The following is a 20,070-nucleotide window of genomic DNA, read 5'->3' as shown; positions in this document are numbered from 1 at the left end:
TCCATAAAAAAGTCAGGTTAAAGAGAATAGACTCCAAGGTTGAAATCCACATGGCATCTTAGAATGCTCTTCGTTGATCCGGCGGAGAGGGATCTTGCCAAGTTTCTCGGTATCCTTGATGGCACCGGAACTGGAGTCGTTGTTGTAATGAATAGCCTTAGTAATGTGCTTCTTGACCGTGAAGAGAAAAAGTAGCTTTTTCGAATTTCCTGGAGAGACTTTAGCCAATAAAAATGTACCTTTATTGACCAGTCTAGACTACTTTGTTAGGGTGTGTTTTGCAATTTTTTTATTCAAAAACTGGAGCCGATATGAGCAAAGCAAACTAGATACTTTTTGGTTAGAATCGGCTTAGACACCGGGCGTCAGATGCGGTTGCAGTTCAAAGTCTGAGCTTTGCAGGCTGATGGGTTTTCCGGCCCAATAGCATATCTTTCTCTCCTAGCCACAGTCAGGGCAAAAAACAACCAATTCCGTCACCAGCAAAATAGGTATTTTTACTAATTTTGATGTCGATGTTGCCTGTGATCATGCCATCGTTACCGACAATTGTGGAAAAATGGTATTATTGCCAGAAATGACATCGAAGTAACACAATCCCCCATATATGCCTGGCTTGTTCTCCAGTAAGATTCTCGTCGTTGGAGATGAGGGGGATGTGGATCAAGGGACCTGAGAGAAAATGGAGTGGTTCTTCGAAATGGGCATATAGGAGTATCTCTGAAGAATCCGGGACGACTTGTACCCAAAGGATGGGCTTGTGAGGGATGCCCCTAAAGGTGCACGAATATGGTCGTTTTTTGCTGAAAGACTGGCAAGATGGAGGGCTGACCAGGAGCTAATGTCACAGGCGAGTAAGTTGGCAGAGAAAACCCAGGGGGTACCCCAACACTCTCGAGTTGGAGGTTGGTGGTGGAGTCACCCTGGCTACCACTATTGGAGACAAAAAGTGGAGAATTACCTGGAAGCCTTGAGATTAACGATGGCAACCTAATGCCTCACCAGAATCGCCCTGTCCCGCCGTAAACGTATGGATACAGGCAACGCCCACTTCCAAATCCAGAGGCTGGCAGCAAGCACGAATACCTGACCATGTCTAAGACAGCATGAAATCGTCAAGTTGTGAATGGGTGGCAATGACAAGCCTCTCCTCCACCCCATAAGCTTTGGCCAAATCAGCGCTTGCTTGCAACAACAACGCTTCGTTGCGGCCAAAATCAAAAGCAGCCTCGGTCAGTTTACCCAGGCGGTCATACTCCGCATTGATCGCAGCCACTACTTTTTGCTGTGCCTCATTTAGCTTGGCAAGGAAGGCATCCATTTCTGCTTTCATTTGTTCGACCAACTGCCCGTCTTTATCAGCAGTGAATTCCACAAGCATCTTGCCTGCCAACGATCCAATCACAGCACCCAACACCGGTATGGGTATCAATGTCTGACCAGCTGCTGTGGCCAGGCCCACTATAGCCGACTCAGCGCATACCACCAGTCCAAGGTTCATGAACTCTTCAGCATCAATTGTCCCGGCATGGTAATCCTGCCAGAGTGAACCTACACCTTTGGCTGCACTGACTACAGCACCAGCAAATGGGGCCGGTAGCGCCGCATAATTTGTCAGTAAATAAATGGAGCCACCCGCAACAGCACCACCAGCTGTACCTTTCAATGTGCTTACGCCAAGATCTTTCCAATCTTCAGCAGTGAGATCACCCTTGAAAGGATTTTTTCCTTGCTTGTATTTTGAATACAAGCCGGCGGAAAAAGAAACAGCCCCTCCAACAGCCCCGGCAATAGCAGCAGCTTTCGCTGCTTCTGCTAGACTTGCCTGATGATCCTGGGCTATCTGATCTTTTATCTCCTTGTTTTCTGCATCCAACTGCTTCTCATGGTTATCAAGGGTTTCATGCACCTTACCCTGTTGCACCTCTGCGTAGTCTGACACACCAGGCTTCACGACTTCATTAAAAGGAATTCCGCTTCTGCTTTCAATCTCCTGAACTTTTTCACGTATCGCGTTGATACTTTTTGGAGATAACCCTTCCACTGATTCACCATTCATGACCTTCATAATGGTTTCATGATGATCTTTGGGAATGTGGTAGTAAGAGCCATCACGGCCAAAATTGGCATATTTGTCCATGTGCTCCATCACATGATCAAGATTCTTACTGGCGCCGTTAATAAACTTCGACTGCACCGCCGTGCCATCAATCAGATAGTCTTCGGGTGCTGTGCGGTTAGGCGCATGAGTAGCCGTCATTTCCTCCTGGTGGAGGGCCGAGCGCGCATTGCGAATACCTACCTCGACCTGCTCGGCAATCTCGCCATGCTTGGTTAGCTCACTTCCCAAGATTTTGTCAGGATTACCGACAAAATCCCTTACAATATTAATCTGTTCTTGCGCCGCCTGGAAAGCATCATCTTGAGCCTGTTGGCTGGCCAGTTTACTCTGTACTCGGTGGTCATTGATCGAGTCAACCACCATCGCACTAACCTGATCTCTGATCAAATGATCACGCGGAACACGGGATTGACTCATGCTTCAACCTTTTTATTCAGAAGGATAGAGAGTGAATGCACGTGGTTGACGAGCGAACCCAATCGGTCTTTGTCTGTTGCTGTAAATTGCAGGTAGTCAGAAGGGATACCTGATTTGAGAAGCCATAGCAATTTTTGCATTCCTCCCACATGTTCGGTGGTCAGAGAATACAGGCGGGTTATTTCATTGTGGGCTGTTTCGAGCTCTTTGGTATATACTTCAATCTCCTGCCTCTTTTTATTTGCTTCTTCTGCAACCGCCTTATTTTTAGAGCGTGCGAAAAACGCTCCTCCAACCAGGGAAGTTCCGCCAATTGCCCACCCAACTGGTCCGGCCAGTGCAAGCAATGCCTTTCCTGCAACCATTCCGCCACCACCAGCAGCCAGTGCTCCACCACCTAACCAGGCAAGCGCAGCATTAGTTGCAGCACCTCCTGCCAAAGCAGAGATCGCAGTTCCGGTAGATGCAGTTCCAAAAGTTGTCGCAATTGCAAGGGCCGCAGTAGGTGCCAAGGCCGCCACCCCAGCACCAGTTGCAACACCAGCAGCAGCAGACCCTCCTGCTTTGATATTAACGCTTTCAGCCTCTGCTTTGATCTCGTTGATTAATTGGCTGAACGTTCTATATTCAGCCCGGAACTCTTCGAAGGTGCGGTTAAATTTCTTCGGAGTATTCGCCAGAGTATTTATGTACTCTTCAACAGAACCAATTACCACCTCGCTTGATGTCTGACGTAGCATGTGAAGTTTTTCACTCTCTTCACGTACAGTTACAATTTTCTCTTGGTAAGTATAGTGAGCATATTCTAACCATCGCAGAGCAGACTTTTTCAGATCGCCATTAAGCATAAAGAATTCCTTTAATAGAAAATTCAACTAGGTTCAAAACTGATTGAAAAATAACGAAGAGCGTTTTATTAGTCTTTCGCATTATTGTAAAAAATATCAAGAATATCAAACCCTTTCTTGTCTGATGTTTTATCTCCGCAAGCGTCAGCACTCACGCATTACCAGGGTTGGCAAATTCATCCTGCTGCAAAGATGATAAATGAGGTAGGTGGCTGTCCAGCACCGCACCGTCAACCTCACCACAATGTCATGAATACGCTGCAAGAGAAAGTCTCTCCCCAGGTCGGCAGTCAATGCTGAATGTCTACCGAGACCGGTGAGAGGTACCTGCCCCCAAGGGGACCCATTCTGAGGTATCGATGTTCCATGAGGGAGCCGGGGGTAAGTGTTGAGAGATGTACCATGTGGGTTGGGCTGTTGATCAGGGCCATGAGAAAAAATCCACAGGTACTCGAAAACGGCATATAGGAGTGCTTATAAGGATTTCGATACCTCTTGCATCCCAAGGTATGGGCTTGAAGGGAAGCCTCCTCAAAGTGCTCTTATGTGGCTGTTTCGGAATTAAGAATGGCAAGTTGGGGTACTCAAGCGCAGGCGTCCCCGTTTGGCTGGAGGCGGGGCCCTGTCATCCTTCTAGGGAGCTGACAGAGACAGATATTGTCGGTGGAATCTTGCAACGGCCCTTACGACAAAATTCTTCATTCAATTAGAGACAATGGGTTCACTGGCTTTTATAATGGAATTTCAGGAAAATAACCAAACATGCAGTTGACATTCTATGTTGGTTTTTGTTAAAAATTTGTTTTTATGCAATATTATCGGGCGCACTTCTTCACGGGATCATGGATAATTATTTGTTAACTGTCATATATCAATGAATAAATATTTCACGCCAAAGTTCTTAAAAAATCGATCCCCAATAGGAGGTCTAACTGGTCTCTGTTCTTTGTCGCCTGTGTTTTTTAAGAAAGGCAACGAGTTAATGGATCTTGCCAAAAATGAAATTGAAAACAACCCAAACAATCTCTTTCCTGACAAATCAGATTATGTTTTTCCAGCAGTAATCATGTACTTTTCTTCTTTCGAAGCATACATGAACGAAAATCTAGCATTCAGTCGCTGGTTGGCTGAAAGTGATGGTAAGTACCATAATCCTAGTGCAATACCTACTATTGATGCACTTAGGGAAATGCATGCCCCATATAGAAAATTTAAGGACAAAGTTAAAGGTTTTTACAAAGTCTATGACAAAGATCAAAATGGTATAAATACTGACAGCGAACTATACCAATCCATTATAGCTTTGAATGATCTGAGAAACTCACTAATCCATTTCTGTCCTGAAATGATTGAGGATACACAGTGGCCAGATAGAATAAAACAAGCATTCTCTAAATCGAAACCAAAAAGCGAAGAAAATACTCATTGGGTCGTTATATTTTCTTGTATTAACGTTGGCGATTGGGCTCACGATACAATTAAGGAAGCTATAGTAAAGTTTGTTGAAATATCAGGAGCAATGAACCCTTTTGATCCAAGTGAAGGTGGCTATTGGGAAAAAAAGAATTTTAGCCAGTAAATAAAAACGGTTAACCAGCTGTCCCACATCGTTACGCAGCGCTCCGCTCGGACTCTCCCCGGCTCACCAGTGAACCAAGGGTTAGCGACCTATCTGTGCAAGATAGTACTTTCATACCAATACGAGTCATCACCAGTGCAGGCGGATATTCCCTGCAAAAAAGGTTACACCAAAACTGAGCCCGTAAAACCCAGTAGCCTCCCTCTGCTTCCCCACCCATGACACCCCAAGACCAAGTTAGTCACCAGCAAAATAGGTATTTTTACTAGTGTTGATGTCGCTGTTGCCGGTGATCGCGGTGATCATGATAATGATGCCTGTAAATCGGCAGTGATTGGCATAATTGCCAAGAGTTGCCAGAATCGGCATTTGATCAGCACAATCCCCTGCATGGCTGGACTGTTCTCCCGGAAGCTTCTGGTTATAGGGCTCTGAAAAAAACGGGGTCCTCCCAAAGGTCATATAGGAGTGCTTCAGAGGAATCCCGGACAACTTGCACCCCAAGGGGCAGGGCTTGAGGGGATACCCCTTAAAAGTGCTCGTATATGGTCATTTCCGGGCAAAGGATGGAAGACTTTATAGTGTTCAGCCTAGGCCCCGACATACAGGCAGGTTGTTGGTTGTTCTTTGCCGGGGAGGGAGGAGTGTGTCAAAAAGGGGACCCACGCAGAGATATCGATGTTCCGTGAGGGGGGAGGGGGGAACGAGGAATAGGTGTGGTTTATGGTTGTGGTTATGGATGAAGGTCCTAAAAAAAATCCGAGGAACCCCAGAAAACGGCATATAGGATCACTTTTGAGGATTTCAGGCCCCCTTGCGTCCCAAAGTGTAGGACTGAGTAAGTGATCCTGAAAAGTACCTGTATATGGTTTTTTTCGAACACCGTATTAGGAATTTTAGAGATCATCCTTAGCCAGTGCCAGAGATGGTTCAATTGACCTTAAAAAGTCCTGTGGCAAATCAGAAACTTTAAGGCTGTGTTTGATCTGACATTCCCTCACCTCCTTTGAGAGGGGACCGATAGTGTCGTGCTATCCGTTACGTTGCCTGGTGCACATTTTTCACATATAATTTCTTTAAACCTGTATTAAGCAATTTCTACATAATCACTTACTCTAGCCGACGTAGTCGGCTAGAAACAGATGTGCTGTCTTAGTCAACCACCGAGATTAGCAGAAAAAAGTTGATATAGGAGGCGGTTCGTGTTGAAAAAAACATTGCGAATTAGAATGGACAATGACTTCGAAACATTCGATGACACGTTGCAGGCAGAATTTATTAGTGACTTATCCCATATAACCGGTTGCCCTGTTGAAGAAATGGAGTCAGTTCGATTTTCTCCTGGATGTGTAATATTTGATTGTGACTTAGACATAGAGGCCGTCATTCGGTTGATCGAATTTTTCAGTAAAATTAAAAATAAAGATCTCACAACAGAAGGCAAACAGATTAAAGAGTTCTGCGAAAAGTGGTCCGTAACAGACCTCCATTCCCTCTTAAGAATATCCACATCCGAGCAAAAGCAGGAGCTACCAAATAAACGAGAAGATAGAAAGGGGGCAGTGGTGTTTGTTCACGGCTGGTTGGGCAGCCCTGACTCGTTCGGTGAGATGCCTCGATATATTGAAAAGCGAGTTAACTGTTCAACCTATACCTACCCTTATCTGACAAACTTGTGGAAAGGGTCGCCAGCGTTAGATTATGTCTCGAGGAATCTCGATAACTGGATAAGAAGTGAAGTCAGGGAGCCTCATATCGCAATATTTTCCCACAGCATGGGTGGTCTCGTGGTAAGAAAATTCATCACGCTACAGTTTGAACGGCCTGATCGTATCGACACCGCGTTGCGACAACTGACATTCATCGCTTCCCCTCATAATGGATCTGTGCTGGCTAATGTTGCTAATTATGTCCCTTTGTTGAGAAAAACTCAGCTAAGAGATCTTGCCGCTGACTCACTTTTTCTTTTTTCGCTAAACGCTGACTGGAACAAGTGGGTCAATGGTATGAATTCTACAAAGTGCAAAATCAGGTCAATTGTGGGCACTGAGGACAATCTCGTCGCGCCGAACAATGCTATTGGGCTCGATCCTAATCCCGTGCCTATCTTGGGGGCAGGACACATAGACATTGTAAAACCCAAGAAGGAGAGCGACGACGTTATTCGATTTGCAATTAATTTTCTATTGGATGCAGGTTTCTCAGAAGTCGGAGAAGTTGGTAACGGCTAACAATCTCAATTTCACCGACGCAAAAAGATACAGCACAGCTGATTAGCGGCGTTACAGTAGGAAATAGCACTTAAAATGGTTGATATTACTTTCACATCGAAACGAGACATCACCCGCGCAGTCTCAAGTTTTCAATAGTGGTCAAGTCACAGAAGCGAACCTACCTAGCGGATCACGATCCTTGGCATAAAAATGATTCCGGTATTCCCACCGCAGGCATGACATCAAACAACCAGGCTCGTCATAGGTAAAATTCCATCCGTCGATGGTACTATCATTGTTGCCTGTGATAGCAGTGGCCATGGTGACATTGCCTGTAAATTACCTGTAATTGTCATAATTACCTGCCGTTGCCTAAAATAGCGCTAAACTCACCAACATCACCTGTAATGGCATTAACACGGCATTGTTAGCCCATAGCAGAGTCGTTATTGGCATCGGGTAATCCTCTTACCATCACTGGACTGTTCTTCCGAAAATTTCTCGTTATGAGACCGTGTATCAGGGGCTTTCAGAAAAAACGGGGGCCTCCAAAAGGTCATATAGGAGTACTCCTGAGGAATTCGAGATCCCTTGCATCCCATGGTATTAGCCTGAAGAGATCCACCGCAAATGTGCATGCATATGGTTGTTTGGGAGGCGGAGAGGTTGAATAAACTGTTTAACAGCGATCACGGATTTGGGTCTCGCAGTACGTCATCCTGGGGTTTTGCTCAGACCCTTTTGCTTGTAAGGGATTTAAGTTAAGTCAATAACCCTCAGGTCTTGTCTCCGGCTTAATCTGACAGGTCATTATGGTTGGTGATGCGAACAGGTTAATAGTATTTTTCAACTTGCCTAACCTGGTTGTGGCGTGTTATCCGTTTGAGTTGCCAATCAGGAAAACGATAAAATTGGAGTAATCGCATGACACAGTGGTCTGTAATTGATACAAAAAAATATGTTGAATTTCAGTTCGGCCAAGAGCATCTTGATTTAACGGCTCCGAGCCTTCATTCTTTAGATCAGCGTCTCAGATATGCCCAATACCATTATCAAGAGATAGAAAGGATTCAAGCTGCCTTCACTGAGACTCATCTTGGTACGGACCCACTTTTGGTAGTGATATATGGCGGTGACGAAACACGTCGTTGGGGTTTCGAAGTAATGATGATTGAAGTTGGCGCGCACGCAACAGCATGCATTCTCTCTATCCATGCAATTGCCGATATACTTGCCCAAGCGATTTATAACGTGCTCGGCTACAGCCATGCAGAAAACGAGCGTCAGGCCCTCCATGAACGAAAAATTAATGCTTATTCCGTCACAAGATTGCTAAAACAAAATCGTATGTATCAGAAAATTGCGGAAAAGCTTGCCGATTTTTGCGATGACGCGCAGTATAAGTACGTTGCGGCTTTGGCGAATAGAAGTAAGCATCATAGTATTGTCAGGCCGCAATTGAGTGAGGACTGGACTGGTAAACGAACAGCCCTGCATGAATTTCACTTCCCTGCGTTCCGTTACAACAATAAGGAATTCCCAGAATTATCATTTTCAGAAGTTTTGGAGCCAAGTTACTCATTGGCCTCACATGCAGTAGTGGAAATCGGGATCATGCTTAATGAAATATTGGCAAAACATCACCCTTAATTTAGCCACAGGGCTGAGCGATCTCTTAAGCGCCCGGGAGACGGTTATAGGGTAAGAGAGCAATAACGGTGAAAAAAGTTACAGCAGCGATAATACAGGTAAACGGTAGCATCCTTCTTGCCAGGCGCAAGCCTGGGGAAAAGCTCGCCGGGTATTGGGAATTTCCTGGAGGTAAGGTTGAGGATGGCGAGTCTTTACAACAAGCTTTGGAGCGTGAGATCCGGGAGGAACTTGAAGTTGAAATTATGGCCGGTGAAGTTGTAACCTCGAGTATTTATACCTACAAGCATGGCGCAATTAAACTTATCGCCCTTACTGCAGAAGTTATTTCAGGTAATATACGGCTCAATGTCCATGATAAAGTTGAATGGGTTAGAACCCAGGGCCTTTTAGATTATAAACTTGCACCAGCCGATATCCCCATTGCCAAGGAACTCATTAATTATGATTGGAGAAATTGAAAACATCAAACCCGGAACCATGTATAAAAGTCGTAAAGAACTCCATGATGCTGGCGTTCATTGCGGTATTCAGCGAGGCATTGCAGACAGGGGAGGACACAGTATCGTCCTTTCGGGTGGGTACAAGGATGACTATGACGATGGAGATGTAATTATTTACACCGGGGAAGGTGGTAGAGACGCCTCAACGGGACGCCAGGTCAGTGATCAAACTCTTAGCCGAGGCAATTTGGCGCTGCTGCATCACCATAGAGAGGGGAACCCTGTTAGGGTGACACGAGGCCACCAAGCCCCAGGTCCTCATGCCCCAAGGACTGGTTATCGTTATGATGGGCTGTATCGTGTGGATAATTGTTGGCAGGAAACAGGGGCGGATGGGTTTCTAATATGGCGCTACCGTTTTGTGAAAATACCATCATCAGACCAGGTATATGTTGAAAATCTGTCAATTTCCCCGCAAGGAGCAATAACCCCACAACGGTCACAGGTGTATACGACTAGGGTAATCAGGAATTCGGAGGTCGGTAATCATATCAAGAAACTTTATGGTTACAAATGTCAGATTTCGGATATTGAACTAGATACACCAACAGGTCCATATGCTGAAGCTTGTCACATTCAACCGGTTGGAAAACCTCACAACGGTCCTGATATCACCAATAATGTTCTCTGCCTTTCTCCAAACATGCACGTACTGTTTGACCTTGGAGCAATTTCTCTAGAGGACGATCTTAGCCTTTTGGGCATGGATGGGCACCTCACTGTGAATCCAGAACATGAGATCTCTATAGAGCAGATACGGTACCATCGAAAACATATATATAAGAAATAAATGGATTTTCGTTTTTCAGGAGACCGAATGACATAAATCCCATCGATGGTTCTGTAAGTTTTATGTCATAACCTCCGGTTAACCTTCAGACCACATTACAAATCTCCTTGTAGTGCACGAAAGAGATGCGTACAGGCTCCCCCTGAATAGCCTGTGCGCATTTTTTGTTTATAGTGCCAGGTCCTCACAGTATACTGATGCCCATTGCCAATAATATCAGATCAAAGGACATCGTCATGCGCGTCAGCCTCCTTATTTTTTGCCTCCTGCTTTTCGCCTTGCCAGCCTCCTCCCAGACCAGCATCCAGGGAAAAGTCGTCAGTGTTGCCGATGGGGACACAATCACCGTCCTTGACAAGTCCAACAGGCAGCACAAAATACGGCTATACGGCATCGATACTCCTGAAAAGAGGCAGGCATTCGGACAATCGGCAAAGAAGTACACGGCAAGCCTGACAGCAGGGAAGGCAGTAAAAGTCATCGCCTATGACACCGACAGGTATGGCAGGACTGTAGGGGTGGTCATGGTGGACGGGATCAACGTCAACAGAGCGATCATCAAGGCTGGTTATGCATGGCAGTACCGGAAATACTGCAAGGAGTCATTCTGCAAAGACTGGTTGCAGCTCGAGCGGGAAGCCAGGGTGTCGATGCGAGGCCTGTGGGATTTCTCTGGTGATCCTGTCCCGCCGTGGGAGTGGCGGAAAGGCAAGCGGAGTGGCAAATCATCAGGTGAGAAGACAAACAGCGTCTACACGGCTTCAGCACCCGGTACTTATCACGGCAATGTGAAGAGCCATGTATTTCATGACCCGAGTTGTCGGCACTACAATTGTAAGAACTGCACAGAGACTTTTCAGACCCGTGACGGGGCCGTTGCGGCTGGGTACCGCTCCTGCGGCCAATGTGATCCCTAGGGGGGAGGGAAGTGATGAAAGTCACAATGGAAAAAGCTAAAAGTTTAGCCTTGGACCGTATCTTGGCAAACATCATCAAGGAAGTGGAAAGGCAGATCGAGAACTGTGAACCCTTTGACACTCGTCCTGAAGGCGGTTTCTACAGCAATATCAGATATGATGAGGCTGAATACTGGTACCTACCTTACCCTAAAATTGGCTGTGAATATCCTCGGGCCATGAAAATTGGCGGGGATGAAACTTACATAGCTGTTTCCAAGGTAACTGGCGAGGTGTCAACAATTACTATATACGGTGAGTAAATGGCCATGAGGACCAGAAGTCGCCTGGGGCGGCATGTGCGTTCGTCAAAGCCAGCTTTCAGTCCCCCTACCTCCGCAAAACGCACTGGCTCAAAGAATCGGGTAATCGCCGGTTCGCAACATGTGATAAAGCTCTGGGCACGGGGTTAATCCTGAAAAATCGAGTTCATCATGGGTGAGGCCTTTGTCGAGCGCCTTTGTCATGCCATGGGAGCAGGTTGTATCTTTACATTTCTGGCAATAGGCACGCAAATGGGATAGTGATTCCCGAAGGTCTCGTTTTTCTGTGGCTGCGTCAACACCTTCTCCCTGGTAATTATCGAGTATTTTTTGGCGACCATGTTCATCGGTGTGGGCGAGATATTCCTTGCGAGATGATTTAGCCTCCCCAACTCGATCCCATTTCCCTCTTTCAGCACTGTTCAGGTCAAAATATTGGGTAAGCAACGTCAGGTCGTAGGGTTCACCATGGATGAGCTCCCAGGCTCTGCAGAATTTCTTAAAAGCACTATCTTTGCTGAAGCCTGTTTCTCTCGCGATCCGGCTAAACGGTACCCTCTGCAGGCGCAGGTCGTAAATGTGGTAGGCATCACGATTTTTGGCGAAATGGTGCCTGGGGTTGTCCTTCAGCCCGGCTTCCTCACGGGCACACCGCACAAGCTCCAGCAGGGACTGGGTAAGTTCATCGTCCGTGATATCTGTGGAGATGTTAATCCTGCAGTCAATATGCATGTCGTTGTGGACCACAGTAAAGTCGGTGAATTTATCGCAATCATCCTCTTCCTCGACGAACACAGGGGAAATCGCGGGTTGCCCTGTGAAAATCTGGGGTAATTGGAGTAAATCAGATGGTCTTAGATCCAAATCATGGTGGTAAATTTTGGCGATGTGGAAACGTTCTCTGAGTTGTTGTAACGCAGCGTCATCAGGGTTGTCCTTAGCGTCATCCGGGTTGGCCTCATCAAAGTAATTGCCTGCCACCCCGAGATCGTCAAAGAGCTTTTCGTTACGCCTACAGAAGCCCCGATAATCCGGATGTCGCCGGAGCCGCTGCCACTTGTCATAAAGAAAGTTCCCTAACCACTCCTCATGCTTGTTATTGGTCATTACTAACGTCTTCTCCTGATTGGTTGCTGATTTGCCCCGGTGCTTTCTTTGCCGCCATCATCGTATTGACAGCATCGACCATACCGTTGCGGATAGGATCTAAAGACATTCGAGCATAAATCTCGGTCGTTTTTTGATCTTTGTGGCCAAGGGCCTTGCCTATGGCAACAGTGTTGCAGCCGATCGTTGCCATATAACTGCCAAGGGTTCGTCGAAGATCGTGGATTCGTACTCCCTTGAGGCCTGCTCTTTTCAAAAGGCTCCTCCAGGCTTGGGTGGGGGTTGTATAGTGGCCAGTTTTGCTCTCCTCGCTTGGAAAAACAAAGATGCAAGTTGCCCCCGTTTTACGCCTTGTCAGGATATTCAAGGCTTGTGGGACCAAGGGGACAGGCATGGAGGTATTGTTTTTTGATTCCGCCGCGGGAATGGTCCAGATCTCCAGATCCAGGTCGATGTCATCCCACTTCATTGACAGCACGTTATTACGGCGAGCCCCTGTGAAGAGTGAGAGCAGCAGATAGTCACGTAAATCTGCCGGGGTGGCTGGATCGTCCAGCGCGTTGAAAAATTTATCCAGCTCCTCTGGTTTCAGGAACCTTTCCCGGCTGGTTTCCTTAAATTTGATTACACCCTTGCAAGGGTTGGGGATTTCGGGAGCCATCTTATTGAAAATGGTGCTGAGCAGTGCGAGAGCGCGGTTCGCGGTGGAGGGGGAAATAGTGTCCCCTTTGGGAGCTCTTTGTTTTTGCAGCTTCGTGAGGGACAGGTGCCATGACCTGATTTTATCGGTGGAAAACCATGACAGCGTTTTTCTGCCAAGAGGACCCTTAATATAAAGGTTGTAGCGCCTGACGTCTTCTTCCCAACTTTTTTTATGAGGTTTTGCGTGCTGCTCGAGCCATAAAGAGAAGAGGGTATCAAGGCTAGATTCACCTCTGACAGCGTTTGCCGCCTCGACGATATCGATGCCGCTATTCATCTCTGAAAGTTTCTGGGCGGCAATTTTACGGGCTTCTTCCACGGAGAGAGCGGGATATTGGCCCAAGGTGAGGATTTTGGGCTCCCTCCTCTGCTTGTCCCAGCGGCGGAATTGGAAAGTCTTTGTGTTAGCTGAAGTTACCTGCAGGGCAAGTCCTGGTTGACGTTTGTCCCATAAGATAAGCCGTTTGCCGGGCGGGGCGGGTTGTAACTTCCGCAGACGTTCGTAGGTGAAGAGCAATTTGTTGGTAGCCATGACAGCCTCTTGACTGGTTACATGCCGGTTACATGAAAATACTCAAGACAGGTCGCTAAAGCTCTATTGTCAGGAATGACTTTATCTTATTAATGCCTGCTATGTCAATGTAAAATCAATAAAAGTCTATTTCAAGACAAGTGAGTCAATTGTCAAGAGAAGTGAGTCGAGTGGCCAAAACACGGACTACGAATCCGTAGGTCGGGCGTTCGAATCGCTCCTGGTGTACCAGTTATTAAAGGCGGTTAAGTCATTTCGACTTAACCGCCTTTTTTATTGGTGCCCTTCCTGCCCGGATAGTTTTCGCCTGATCTCATTGGCGAGGTGTGCGGAGCAGCCTGTTCTGTCAGTCCATAAACAGCTTACGCACGTCTTTCAGGTACATCGAAGGGCAAATGACAATAACCCGTTCATTTTCCTGGATGTGGGTCTGGCCAACCGCGACTCTCCAGCCCTCTTCGCCCAACACAGCACCAATAATGAGTTTATCCATATAGTATGGGTCCAGCTTTGAGAGGGGCTTCTTGGTAATAGGTGACTTGGGGGATGCTATCAATTCGACCACCTCGGCGTCGAAACCGTGCAGATGGGCCACGGAGAGCAGTTCGCTGCGACGGATGAACTTCAGGATTTCGTTACCCGCCATCACCTTCTTGTTCAGGGCGATATTAGAGCCTGTGGTCTGGGCGAGAACCAGGTAGTCTTCTTTAGTTACCAGCGAGATTGTCCTGGCTTCAAACTGGTCAGGATTCTCTTCCTTTTTCTGTCGGAGCAGGTTTTTGGCCAGCAGACAGCTCATGATGTTGGTTTCATTCTCACCGGTTGTGGCGATGAAGGTGTCGACATTGAGCAGGCCGGCGGCCACCAGTACATTGCTGTTTGAGCCGTCACCATGGAGAACTTCGGTATGGGCCAGACTGTATGAGAGTTGGTCCGCACGATCCTCATCGGCCTCAATCAAGGTGACTTTTACATTTTTTTCCAATAGTTCGGCAACTCGCTCACCAACCAGGCCGCCGCCGAGAATCATCACTTTCTGCTGACGATGCAGATGGACATCTGTCAGTTTCATCAGTTTTGGCAGATCGCGTTTTACAGCCATGATAAAAACTTGATCATTCGGTAAAAGCTCCTGGTCGCCACTGGGGATTATGGTGCGGATATCCCTGGCTATGGCTACGACACGGAACGGGAATTCATTGAATTCTCTGGCGATATCTTTGAGTTTTTTATGCGCAAAAGGTGACTTCGCGCTGATTTCGGCCGCCAGCAGCTGAATTTCTCCGGCAGCGATATCGATGATCTCGTTGCCGGAATTCAACTTGATAAGTCTGACCACTTCCTGGGCAGCAAGTTCTTCCGGGTTGATCAGGAGATCTATTTTCAAATCCTCAGAGGTAATTATCGAGTCTTCTTTACCGAAATCTCTTCTTCGCACCCTGGCAATTTTACGATCGATACCGAATTTGTCGGCAATAACGGATGAGAGCATGTTGACCGCATCGTTATTGGTCGCTGCGATCAGGCATTGCATCTTACCGGCATCAGCTTCCTGCCAGCAACTCATATCAAGTGCGCTGCCCTTGATGAGCCTGGCATCTATCTGGCCATTGGCCTGGGAAAGAATTTTTGAATCGGGCTCGATGACGGTGATGGCACATTCTTCGTGCGCGAGTCTCTGGGCGAGATAATAACCAACACCACCAAGACCGAGAATAAGGATATTCAACGGAGGGGTTTTTTTCTTACCAAACATATGTGCTTTTTAGTCCCTGGCACCTGGAGCATGTCGGGGGAGGTTGTGCCACTTCAAGCGTCCTTGAAGGAGGGCGGGATAACTGAAGCAAATTGCAAAATATTCTATGTTGAATTTTTGCTCTGTTTACCTGATTCGACCATCCTTGTCAACGTACTGCAAGTTTGTGTGGTAACTGCTGACCTTCGTTGTTGTTTCGAATTGCTTGGAAGCTCGTTGGGAATGAGTGTTTGTTCTGGAGGTGATCAGCTGTTCAACCAGAGAGATTCCAGATGACGAATTCCCTCGTGGTGGGTTAAGTCAAGGTGGATGGGCGTAATGGATACATAGCCGTCATGAATGGCCTTTACATCAGTGTCCTCACCGGATTCCTTTACCGGAGTCCCGCCACCGATCCAGTACCGGGTTCGCCCCCAGGGGTCCTTGGTTTTCTGGATGGCATTTTCCCAAAGCCGCTTCCCTTGCCGGGTGATGCGAATACCATTATGGCTGTCACCACCGGGGACGTTAATGTTTACCAGTGTTCCGGCGGGTAGTGGGTTTTGCAGGATTTTGATCGCAATGTCATGGGCCATCCTGCCTGCTAAGGTATAGTCTCTCGGTTCCTCTGCTGCCAATGATAGAGCCATGGAGGCTACACCGTAAATAGTTCCCTCCATGGCGGCTGACACGGTGCCAGAGTAGGAAATATCATCGCCAAGATTTGCCCCCCGGTTGATGCCTGATACGAGTAAGTCCGGTTTTTCATTCAGTATCCTGCCAAGTGCAAGAATTACACAGTCTGTAGGTGTCCCATCGACGGTATAGGTGTCGGGTGCAATTTCACGGAGGTTGAGCGGCCTGCTCATGGTCAGGGAATGTGATACTGCGGAATTGTCCCGATCCGGTGCGACCACTATGGTCCTCCCAAGCGGATTGAGGGATTCGCGCAGGGCGTAGAGCCCATTGCTGTGAATGCCATCGTCATTGGTGATGAGTATAGTCGTCATAATATTGTCTGTAATTATCTAAATTATTTACTTTTTTATCTATGCTCAACAGGCGTGCGCCAGGAATATTCTGATTTGGCTGTTTCGAGAAATGCTGAAACAACAGGGTTACGTCTGTTCCTGGCGGTGGTACAGAAGCCGACAGTAAATGGCTTGAGGTGCGGTGTTACTTCCAGAGTCTGCACCTGGTCTTTTAAAACACTTTGTTCAAGTACCAGTTCAGGAATAACGCCGACTCCGCAACCCATACCAACCATTGCAATTATAGCCTCATTACCTGCAACCTGAGAATAAATATTTGGTACTACGCCTATATTTGCAAACCAGCGAAAGATCCGGTCACGGCTCAGGCCACGCTCTGCGACTATAACAGGCGTTCGTCGCCAGTCTATTTCAGTACCGTGGTAGGCCACAGTGGCGGTGTGATCGGCTGGTGCGATGAAAATCAGGGGTGTCTCAACAATTTTCATAAAGTCTATGGCCTCAGGTGGGTTATCCGGCAGGGCAGCCACACTGATATCCGCCTCTCTGTTCTGCAGTTTGAAAAGAGCCTTGGCGGCATCACCGGTCTGCAGATGGAGCGATACCTCGGGGAAAGCTCTGCGGAATCGGCTGAAAATATCCGGCAGAATGGAAAGGATAGCGGTTACGGAACAGTAGAGTGAAAGTTCGCCCCGCAGAGCCTGGTCGCCAGAGAGGGCACTTTGCAGTTCGTTCCAGCGCTGGATGGCTTCTTCAGCATATTCTTTGAAGATGAGGCCGGCGGGTGTCAGGCTGACCGAGCGCTTATCCCGGTAAAAGAGTTGATGGCCAAGTTCGCTCTCCAGACGCTGCATTGCCCGGGTGAGGCCGGAGGGGGTGATATTGCATGCCTGACTGGTTCTTGCAAAATGCAGGCTGCCGACAAGGTGGCGGAAAAGTTTCAGTTCACGGATATTCATTATGGACAATCATCTTTTTGCGTGTAGAACTTTGCTATGGCTTTATATTGTGTTCTGCGTGACCAGGCAGAATCGTTTGTTGCAAAATATGCAATACTGTATCACGAACAAATCACTTGACGCAACAGGCGATTATCAATATATCACAATGACAAATTTGATTATTTTAATCGAAGCAAAAAAAATACAACTCTAGGGAGATAGATATGGCTGACAATTATTTTAATACCTTGCCGCTTCGCAGGCAGCTCGAGGAGCTTTCCCAGTGCCGTTTTATGGATTCAACAGAATTTGACGGAGTTGATGCCCTGAAAGGCAAGAAGATCGTTATTGTCGGCTGTGGTGCCCAGGGCTTGAACCAGGGTCTGAACCTGCGCGACAGCGGTCTTGATATTGCCTATGCTCTGCGTGAGTCTGCAATCAGTGAGAAGCGCCAGTCCTGGAAGAATGCTGCTGAGAACGATTTTGAAGTTGGCACCTACGAAGAGAAAATCCCAACTGCAGATCTGGTTATCAACCTGACCCCTGACAAGCAGCACACCAGCGTTGTTTCAGCTGTAATGCCGCTGATGAAAGAAGGTGCCTGCCTCTCCTATTCCCATGGTTTCAATATCGTTGAAGAAGGCATGACGGTACGGGATGACCTTACCGTAGTTATGGTTGCTCCTAAATCACCTGGAACCGAGGTTCGTGAAGAGTACAAGCGTGGCTTTGGTGTTCCTACCCTGATCGCTGTTCATGGCGAAAATGACCCGAAAGGTGAGGGCTGGGAGATTGCCAAAGCATACTGTTGCGGAACCGGCGGCGATCGCGCAGGTGTTCTGCAGTCTTCTTTCATTGCCGAGGTAAAGTCTGACCTGATGGGTGAGCAGACCATTCTCTGCGGTATGCTCCAGGTTGGTTCTCTGGTGCTGTTCGACAAGATGGTTGAAAAGGGCATGGAGCCGGGTTATGCGTCTAAACTGGTGCAGTATGGCTGGGAGGTGACCACCGAGGCACTCAAGCATGGCGGTATTACCAACATGATGGATCGCCTTTCCAATCCGGCCAAAATACGTGCCAATGAGCTGGCCGAGGAATTGAAGGAAATCCTCACCCCGCTGTTTGAAAAGCACATGGATGACATCATGTCCGGCCACTTCTCAAAGACCATGATGGAAGACTGGGCTAATGACGATACCGATCTGCTGCGCTGGCGTCAGGAGTCCCGTGAATCTGCCTTCGAAAAGGCCGAGAATACTGATGTGGAAATCACCGAGCAGGAGTATTTTGATAAGGGCATCCTGATGATCGCCATGGTTAAGGCTGGTGTTGAACTCGCTTTTGACACCATGGTATCCGCGGGTATCAAGGAAGAGTCCGCCTACTACGAGTCACTGCATGAGACCCCGCTGATTGCCAACACCGTGGCCCGTAAGAAGCTTTACGAGATGAACGTGGTAATCTCCGATACTGCAGAGTACGGAAACTACCTGTTCGCCAACGCAGCCAAGCCGCTTCTTGACGAGTTCATGAAGAAAATCGATCTTGATGTTGTCGGCAAGGGACTCGAGTTGAAAGACTGTGGTGTTGATAATATCGAGCTGATTCGAGTCAACGAGGCGATCCGCTACACCGGTGTCGAGGTTATTGGTGAGGAACTGAGATCCTATATGGGCGCAATGAAGTCAATTTATTAATTTTTATAAATAAATTCAGAGCTGCATTGTCTGAAATTTAGTGTGTCTTTTTAAGGCCCCGGCGGGAACTTTCTGCCGGGGCCTTCTTTTTTTGCCCGTTTTTTCAAATAAATAAAAAAGAGTTTGTCATAAAAAGGTAAGCCTTGTCTGTTAGGGTGATCAGCAATAAGCAAGGGAGAACAGCCAGTTATCTCTCAGGTTGCTTCTGGCGACATTGCAACTTCGACCTTCCCCGGGGGGAATGAAAGGTCGTAACTGCAGATTGGGGGAAATTGCTTGGGTTGTGCAATGTTCTTCAGATTCGATCAGGGTTGGGCTCCCTTGTTTATTCCCTCTGGCCAGAGGAAAGTTTCAAACAGTTGTAAACGTAAGTAACTGAAAAGAAGTCTGTTTGTTTACTATCAGAAATAATCAAGACAATCTAAGGAGAGAGTAATGAAAAATATTTTTCTACTGTTCGTTCTGATTTTCGCCCTGGCCACTGGAAACGTTTTCGCGAATACAACTACCGATGATACCTCAGGTCAGCCGGAGACTGTTGCCAAACTGTCTGAGAAGGTCAATATTAACACCGCTGATGAGGCAATACTTATCTCTCTGCCAGGCATCGGCACGAAGACAGCAGCGGCCATAGTGAGCTTCAGAAGCGAGCATGGCAAGTTCAAATCCATCCAGGATCTTACCTTGGTGAAAGGTATTGGTGACAAGAAGCTTCAAAAAATAGAGCCCTTTCTGGAAGAAATTTAATTCCATCAATTTCTTCTTCTTCAGAAGGCCGGTCCCTCGCATGAGGTGACCGGCCTTTTTTTTTTAATATTATGCTTGAGTTCAAAGGCAACTGGCGGGTGGTGTTATTGTGGCGCAGCCTGCATCTCTCGTCAGGTGGTACACGCTTCTTATTGGTGAAATAGCGTAGAAATGCGTTTGAGTTTTCAGGGTAATTCACCTACCCTTGAAGAGTGGATTTTATCAGGAAAATGCATTTTTTCGATAGAATGAAAGATGCTGAGATGTACTTCCGGA

18 protein-coding genes are annotated in these 20,070 nt (G+C 47.2%); 10 read left to right on the top strand and 8 right to left on the bottom strand.

The window, feature by feature from the left end:
• Nucleotides 1-63: 63 nt before the first annotated feature.
• The gene (locus tag FCL45_RS24785; RefSeq protein ID WP_267314004.1) at nucleotides 64-195 is read left to right on the top strand and encodes a hypothetical protein; all 132 of its coding nucleotides are present in this window, start codon (nucleotides 64-66) and stop codon (nucleotides 193-195) included.
• Between the two features lie 901 nt (nucleotides 196-1,096).
• Here the strand turns inward: FCL45_RS24785 and FCL45_RS02510 are convergent.
• Nucleotides 1,097-2,539: a hypothetical protein gene (locus FCL45_RS02510; protein ID WP_136796206.1), complete on the bottom strand. Its 1,443-nt coding sequence runs from the start codon at nucleotides 2,537-2,539 to the stop codon at nucleotides 1,097-1,099.
• Nucleotides 2,536-3,387: a hypothetical protein gene (locus FCL45_RS02505; RefSeq protein WP_136796207.1), complete on the bottom strand. Its 852-nt coding sequence runs from the start codon at nucleotides 3,385-3,387 to the stop codon at nucleotides 2,536-2,538. The genes FCL45_RS02510 and FCL45_RS02505 overlap by 4 nt, the downstream gene beginning before the upstream one ends.
• Before the next feature lie 982 nt (nucleotides 3,388-4,369).
• On the opposite strand from FCL45_RS02505, the gene FCL45_RS02500 reads away from it, so the two are divergent.
• Nucleotides 4,370-4,966: a hypothetical protein gene (locus FCL45_RS02500; RefSeq protein WP_136796208.1), complete on the top strand. Its 597-nt coding sequence runs from the start codon at nucleotides 4,370-4,372 to the stop codon at nucleotides 4,964-4,966.
• Between the two features lie 237 nt (nucleotides 4,967-5,203).
• On the opposite strand, the gene FCL45_RS02495 is transcribed toward FCL45_RS02500, so the two are convergent.
• Nucleotides 5,204-5,428 carry a hypothetical protein gene (locus FCL45_RS02495; RefSeq protein WP_136796209.1) on the bottom strand — a complete coding sequence of 75 codons (225 nt, stop codon included), beginning with the start codon at nucleotides 5,426-5,428 and terminating at the stop codon, nucleotides 5,204-5,206.
• A 740-nt stretch (nucleotides 5,429-6,168) separates the two neighbouring features.
• Here FCL45_RS02495 and FCL45_RS02490 point away from each other — a divergent pair.
• The 6 genes from FCL45_RS02490 (at nucleotide 6,169) to FCL45_RS02465 (ending at nucleotide 11,341) form a co-directional block, all read left to right on the top strand.
• Nucleotides 6,169-7,197, top strand: coding sequence for an esterase/lipase family protein (locus FCL45_RS02490; protein ID WP_136796210.1), 1,029 nt, complete (start codon nucleotides 6,169-6,171; stop codon nucleotides 7,195-7,197).
• Nucleotides 7,198-8,103: 906 nt separating this feature from the next.
• Nucleotides 8,104-8,829, top strand: coding sequence for a hypothetical protein (locus FCL45_RS02485; RefSeq protein WP_136796211.1), 726 nt, complete (start codon nucleotides 8,104-8,106; stop codon nucleotides 8,827-8,829).
• A 68-nt stretch (nucleotides 8,830-8,897) separates the two neighbouring features.
• Complete coding sequence (locus FCL45_RS02480; RefSeq protein ID WP_136796212.1) at nucleotides 8,898-9,290, top strand: (deoxy)nucleoside triphosphate pyrophosphohydrolase; 393 nt, start codon at nucleotides 8,898-8,900, stop codon at nucleotides 9,288-9,290.
• The gene (locus FCL45_RS02475) at nucleotides 9,274-10,122 is read left to right on the top strand and encodes a YDG/SRA domain-containing protein (protein ID WP_136796213.1); all 849 of its coding nucleotides are present in this window, start codon (nucleotides 9,274-9,276) and stop codon (nucleotides 10,120-10,122) included. Before FCL45_RS02480 ends, FCL45_RS02475 begins: the two co-directional genes overlap by 17 nt.
• 236 nt (nucleotides 10,123-10,358) lie before the next feature.
• Nucleotides 10,359-11,039 (top strand): thermonuclease family protein, encoded by a 681-nt coding sequence (locus FCL45_RS02470; RefSeq protein ID WP_136796214.1) that lies wholly within the window; start codon nucleotides 10,359-10,361, stop codon nucleotides 11,037-11,039.
• A gap of 14 nt (nucleotides 11,040-11,053) precedes the next feature.
• Nucleotides 11,054-11,341, top strand: a complete 288-nt coding sequence (locus FCL45_RS02465) for a hypothetical protein (RefSeq protein WP_136796215.1) — start codon at nucleotides 11,054-11,056, stop codon at nucleotides 11,339-11,341.
• 90 nt (nucleotides 11,342-11,431) lie between these two features.
• On the opposite strand, the gene FCL45_RS02460 is transcribed toward FCL45_RS02465, so the two are convergent.
• The 5 genes from FCL45_RS02460 to ilvY form a co-directional block, all read right to left on the bottom strand.
• Nucleotides 11,432-12,448 carry a hypothetical protein gene (locus FCL45_RS02460; protein WP_136796216.1) on the bottom strand — a complete coding sequence of 339 codons (1,017 nt, stop codon included), beginning with the start codon at nucleotides 12,446-12,448 and terminating at the stop codon, nucleotides 11,432-11,434.
• Nucleotides 12,438-13,682, bottom strand: a complete 1,245-nt coding sequence (locus tag FCL45_RS02455) for a tyrosine-type recombinase/integrase (RefSeq protein WP_136796217.1) — start codon at nucleotides 13,680-13,682, stop codon at nucleotides 12,438-12,440. Before FCL45_RS02455 ends, FCL45_RS02460 begins: the two co-directional genes overlap by 11 nt.
• Before the next feature lie 346 nt (nucleotides 13,683-14,028).
• Nucleotides 14,029-15,438: a Trk system potassium transporter TrkA gene (trkA, locus tag FCL45_RS02450; protein ID WP_136796218.1), complete on the bottom strand. Its 1,410-nt coding sequence runs from the start codon at nucleotides 15,436-15,438 to the stop codon at nucleotides 14,029-14,031.
• Between the two features lie 245 nt (nucleotides 15,439-15,683).
• Nucleotides 15,684-16,427: a 5'/3'-nucleotidase SurE gene (gene surE, locus FCL45_RS02445; protein ID WP_136796219.1), complete on the bottom strand. Its 744-nt coding sequence runs from the start codon at nucleotides 16,425-16,427 to the stop codon at nucleotides 15,684-15,686.
• Between the two features lie 35 nt (nucleotides 16,428-16,462).
• Entirely contained in the window at nucleotides 16,463-17,368 is a 906-nt protein-coding gene (gene ilvY / locus FCL45_RS02440) for an HTH-type transcriptional activator IlvY (RefSeq protein WP_136796220.1), read from the bottom strand.
• 206 nt (nucleotides 17,369-17,574) lie between these two features.
• Here ilvY and ilvC point away from each other — a divergent pair, with 206 nt between their 5' ends.
• Nucleotides 17,575-19,047 (top strand): ketol-acid reductoisomerase, encoded by a 1,473-nt coding sequence (gene ilvC, locus FCL45_RS02435; protein ID WP_136796221.1) that lies wholly within the window; start codon nucleotides 17,575-17,577, stop codon nucleotides 19,045-19,047.
• A 435-nt stretch (nucleotides 19,048-19,482) separates the two neighbouring features.
• On the top strand, nucleotides 19,483-19,794 hold the full coding sequence (locus FCL45_RS02430) for a ComEA family DNA-binding protein (RefSeq protein WP_136796222.1): 312 nt from the start codon (nucleotides 19,483-19,485) through the stop codon (nucleotides 19,792-19,794).
• Nucleotides 19,795-20,070 lie beyond the last annotated feature (276 nt).

Origin of the sequence: Desulfosediminicola ganghwensis, assembly GCF_005116675.2 — a bacterium.
GTDB classification, from domain to species: domain Bacteria; phylum Desulfobacterota; class Desulfobulbia; order Desulfobulbales; family Desulfocapsaceae; genus Desulfopila; species Desulfopila ganghwensis.
The sequence above is the reverse complement of the archived record's forward strand: the minus strand, read 5'-3'. Positions and strand labels throughout refer to the sequence as shown.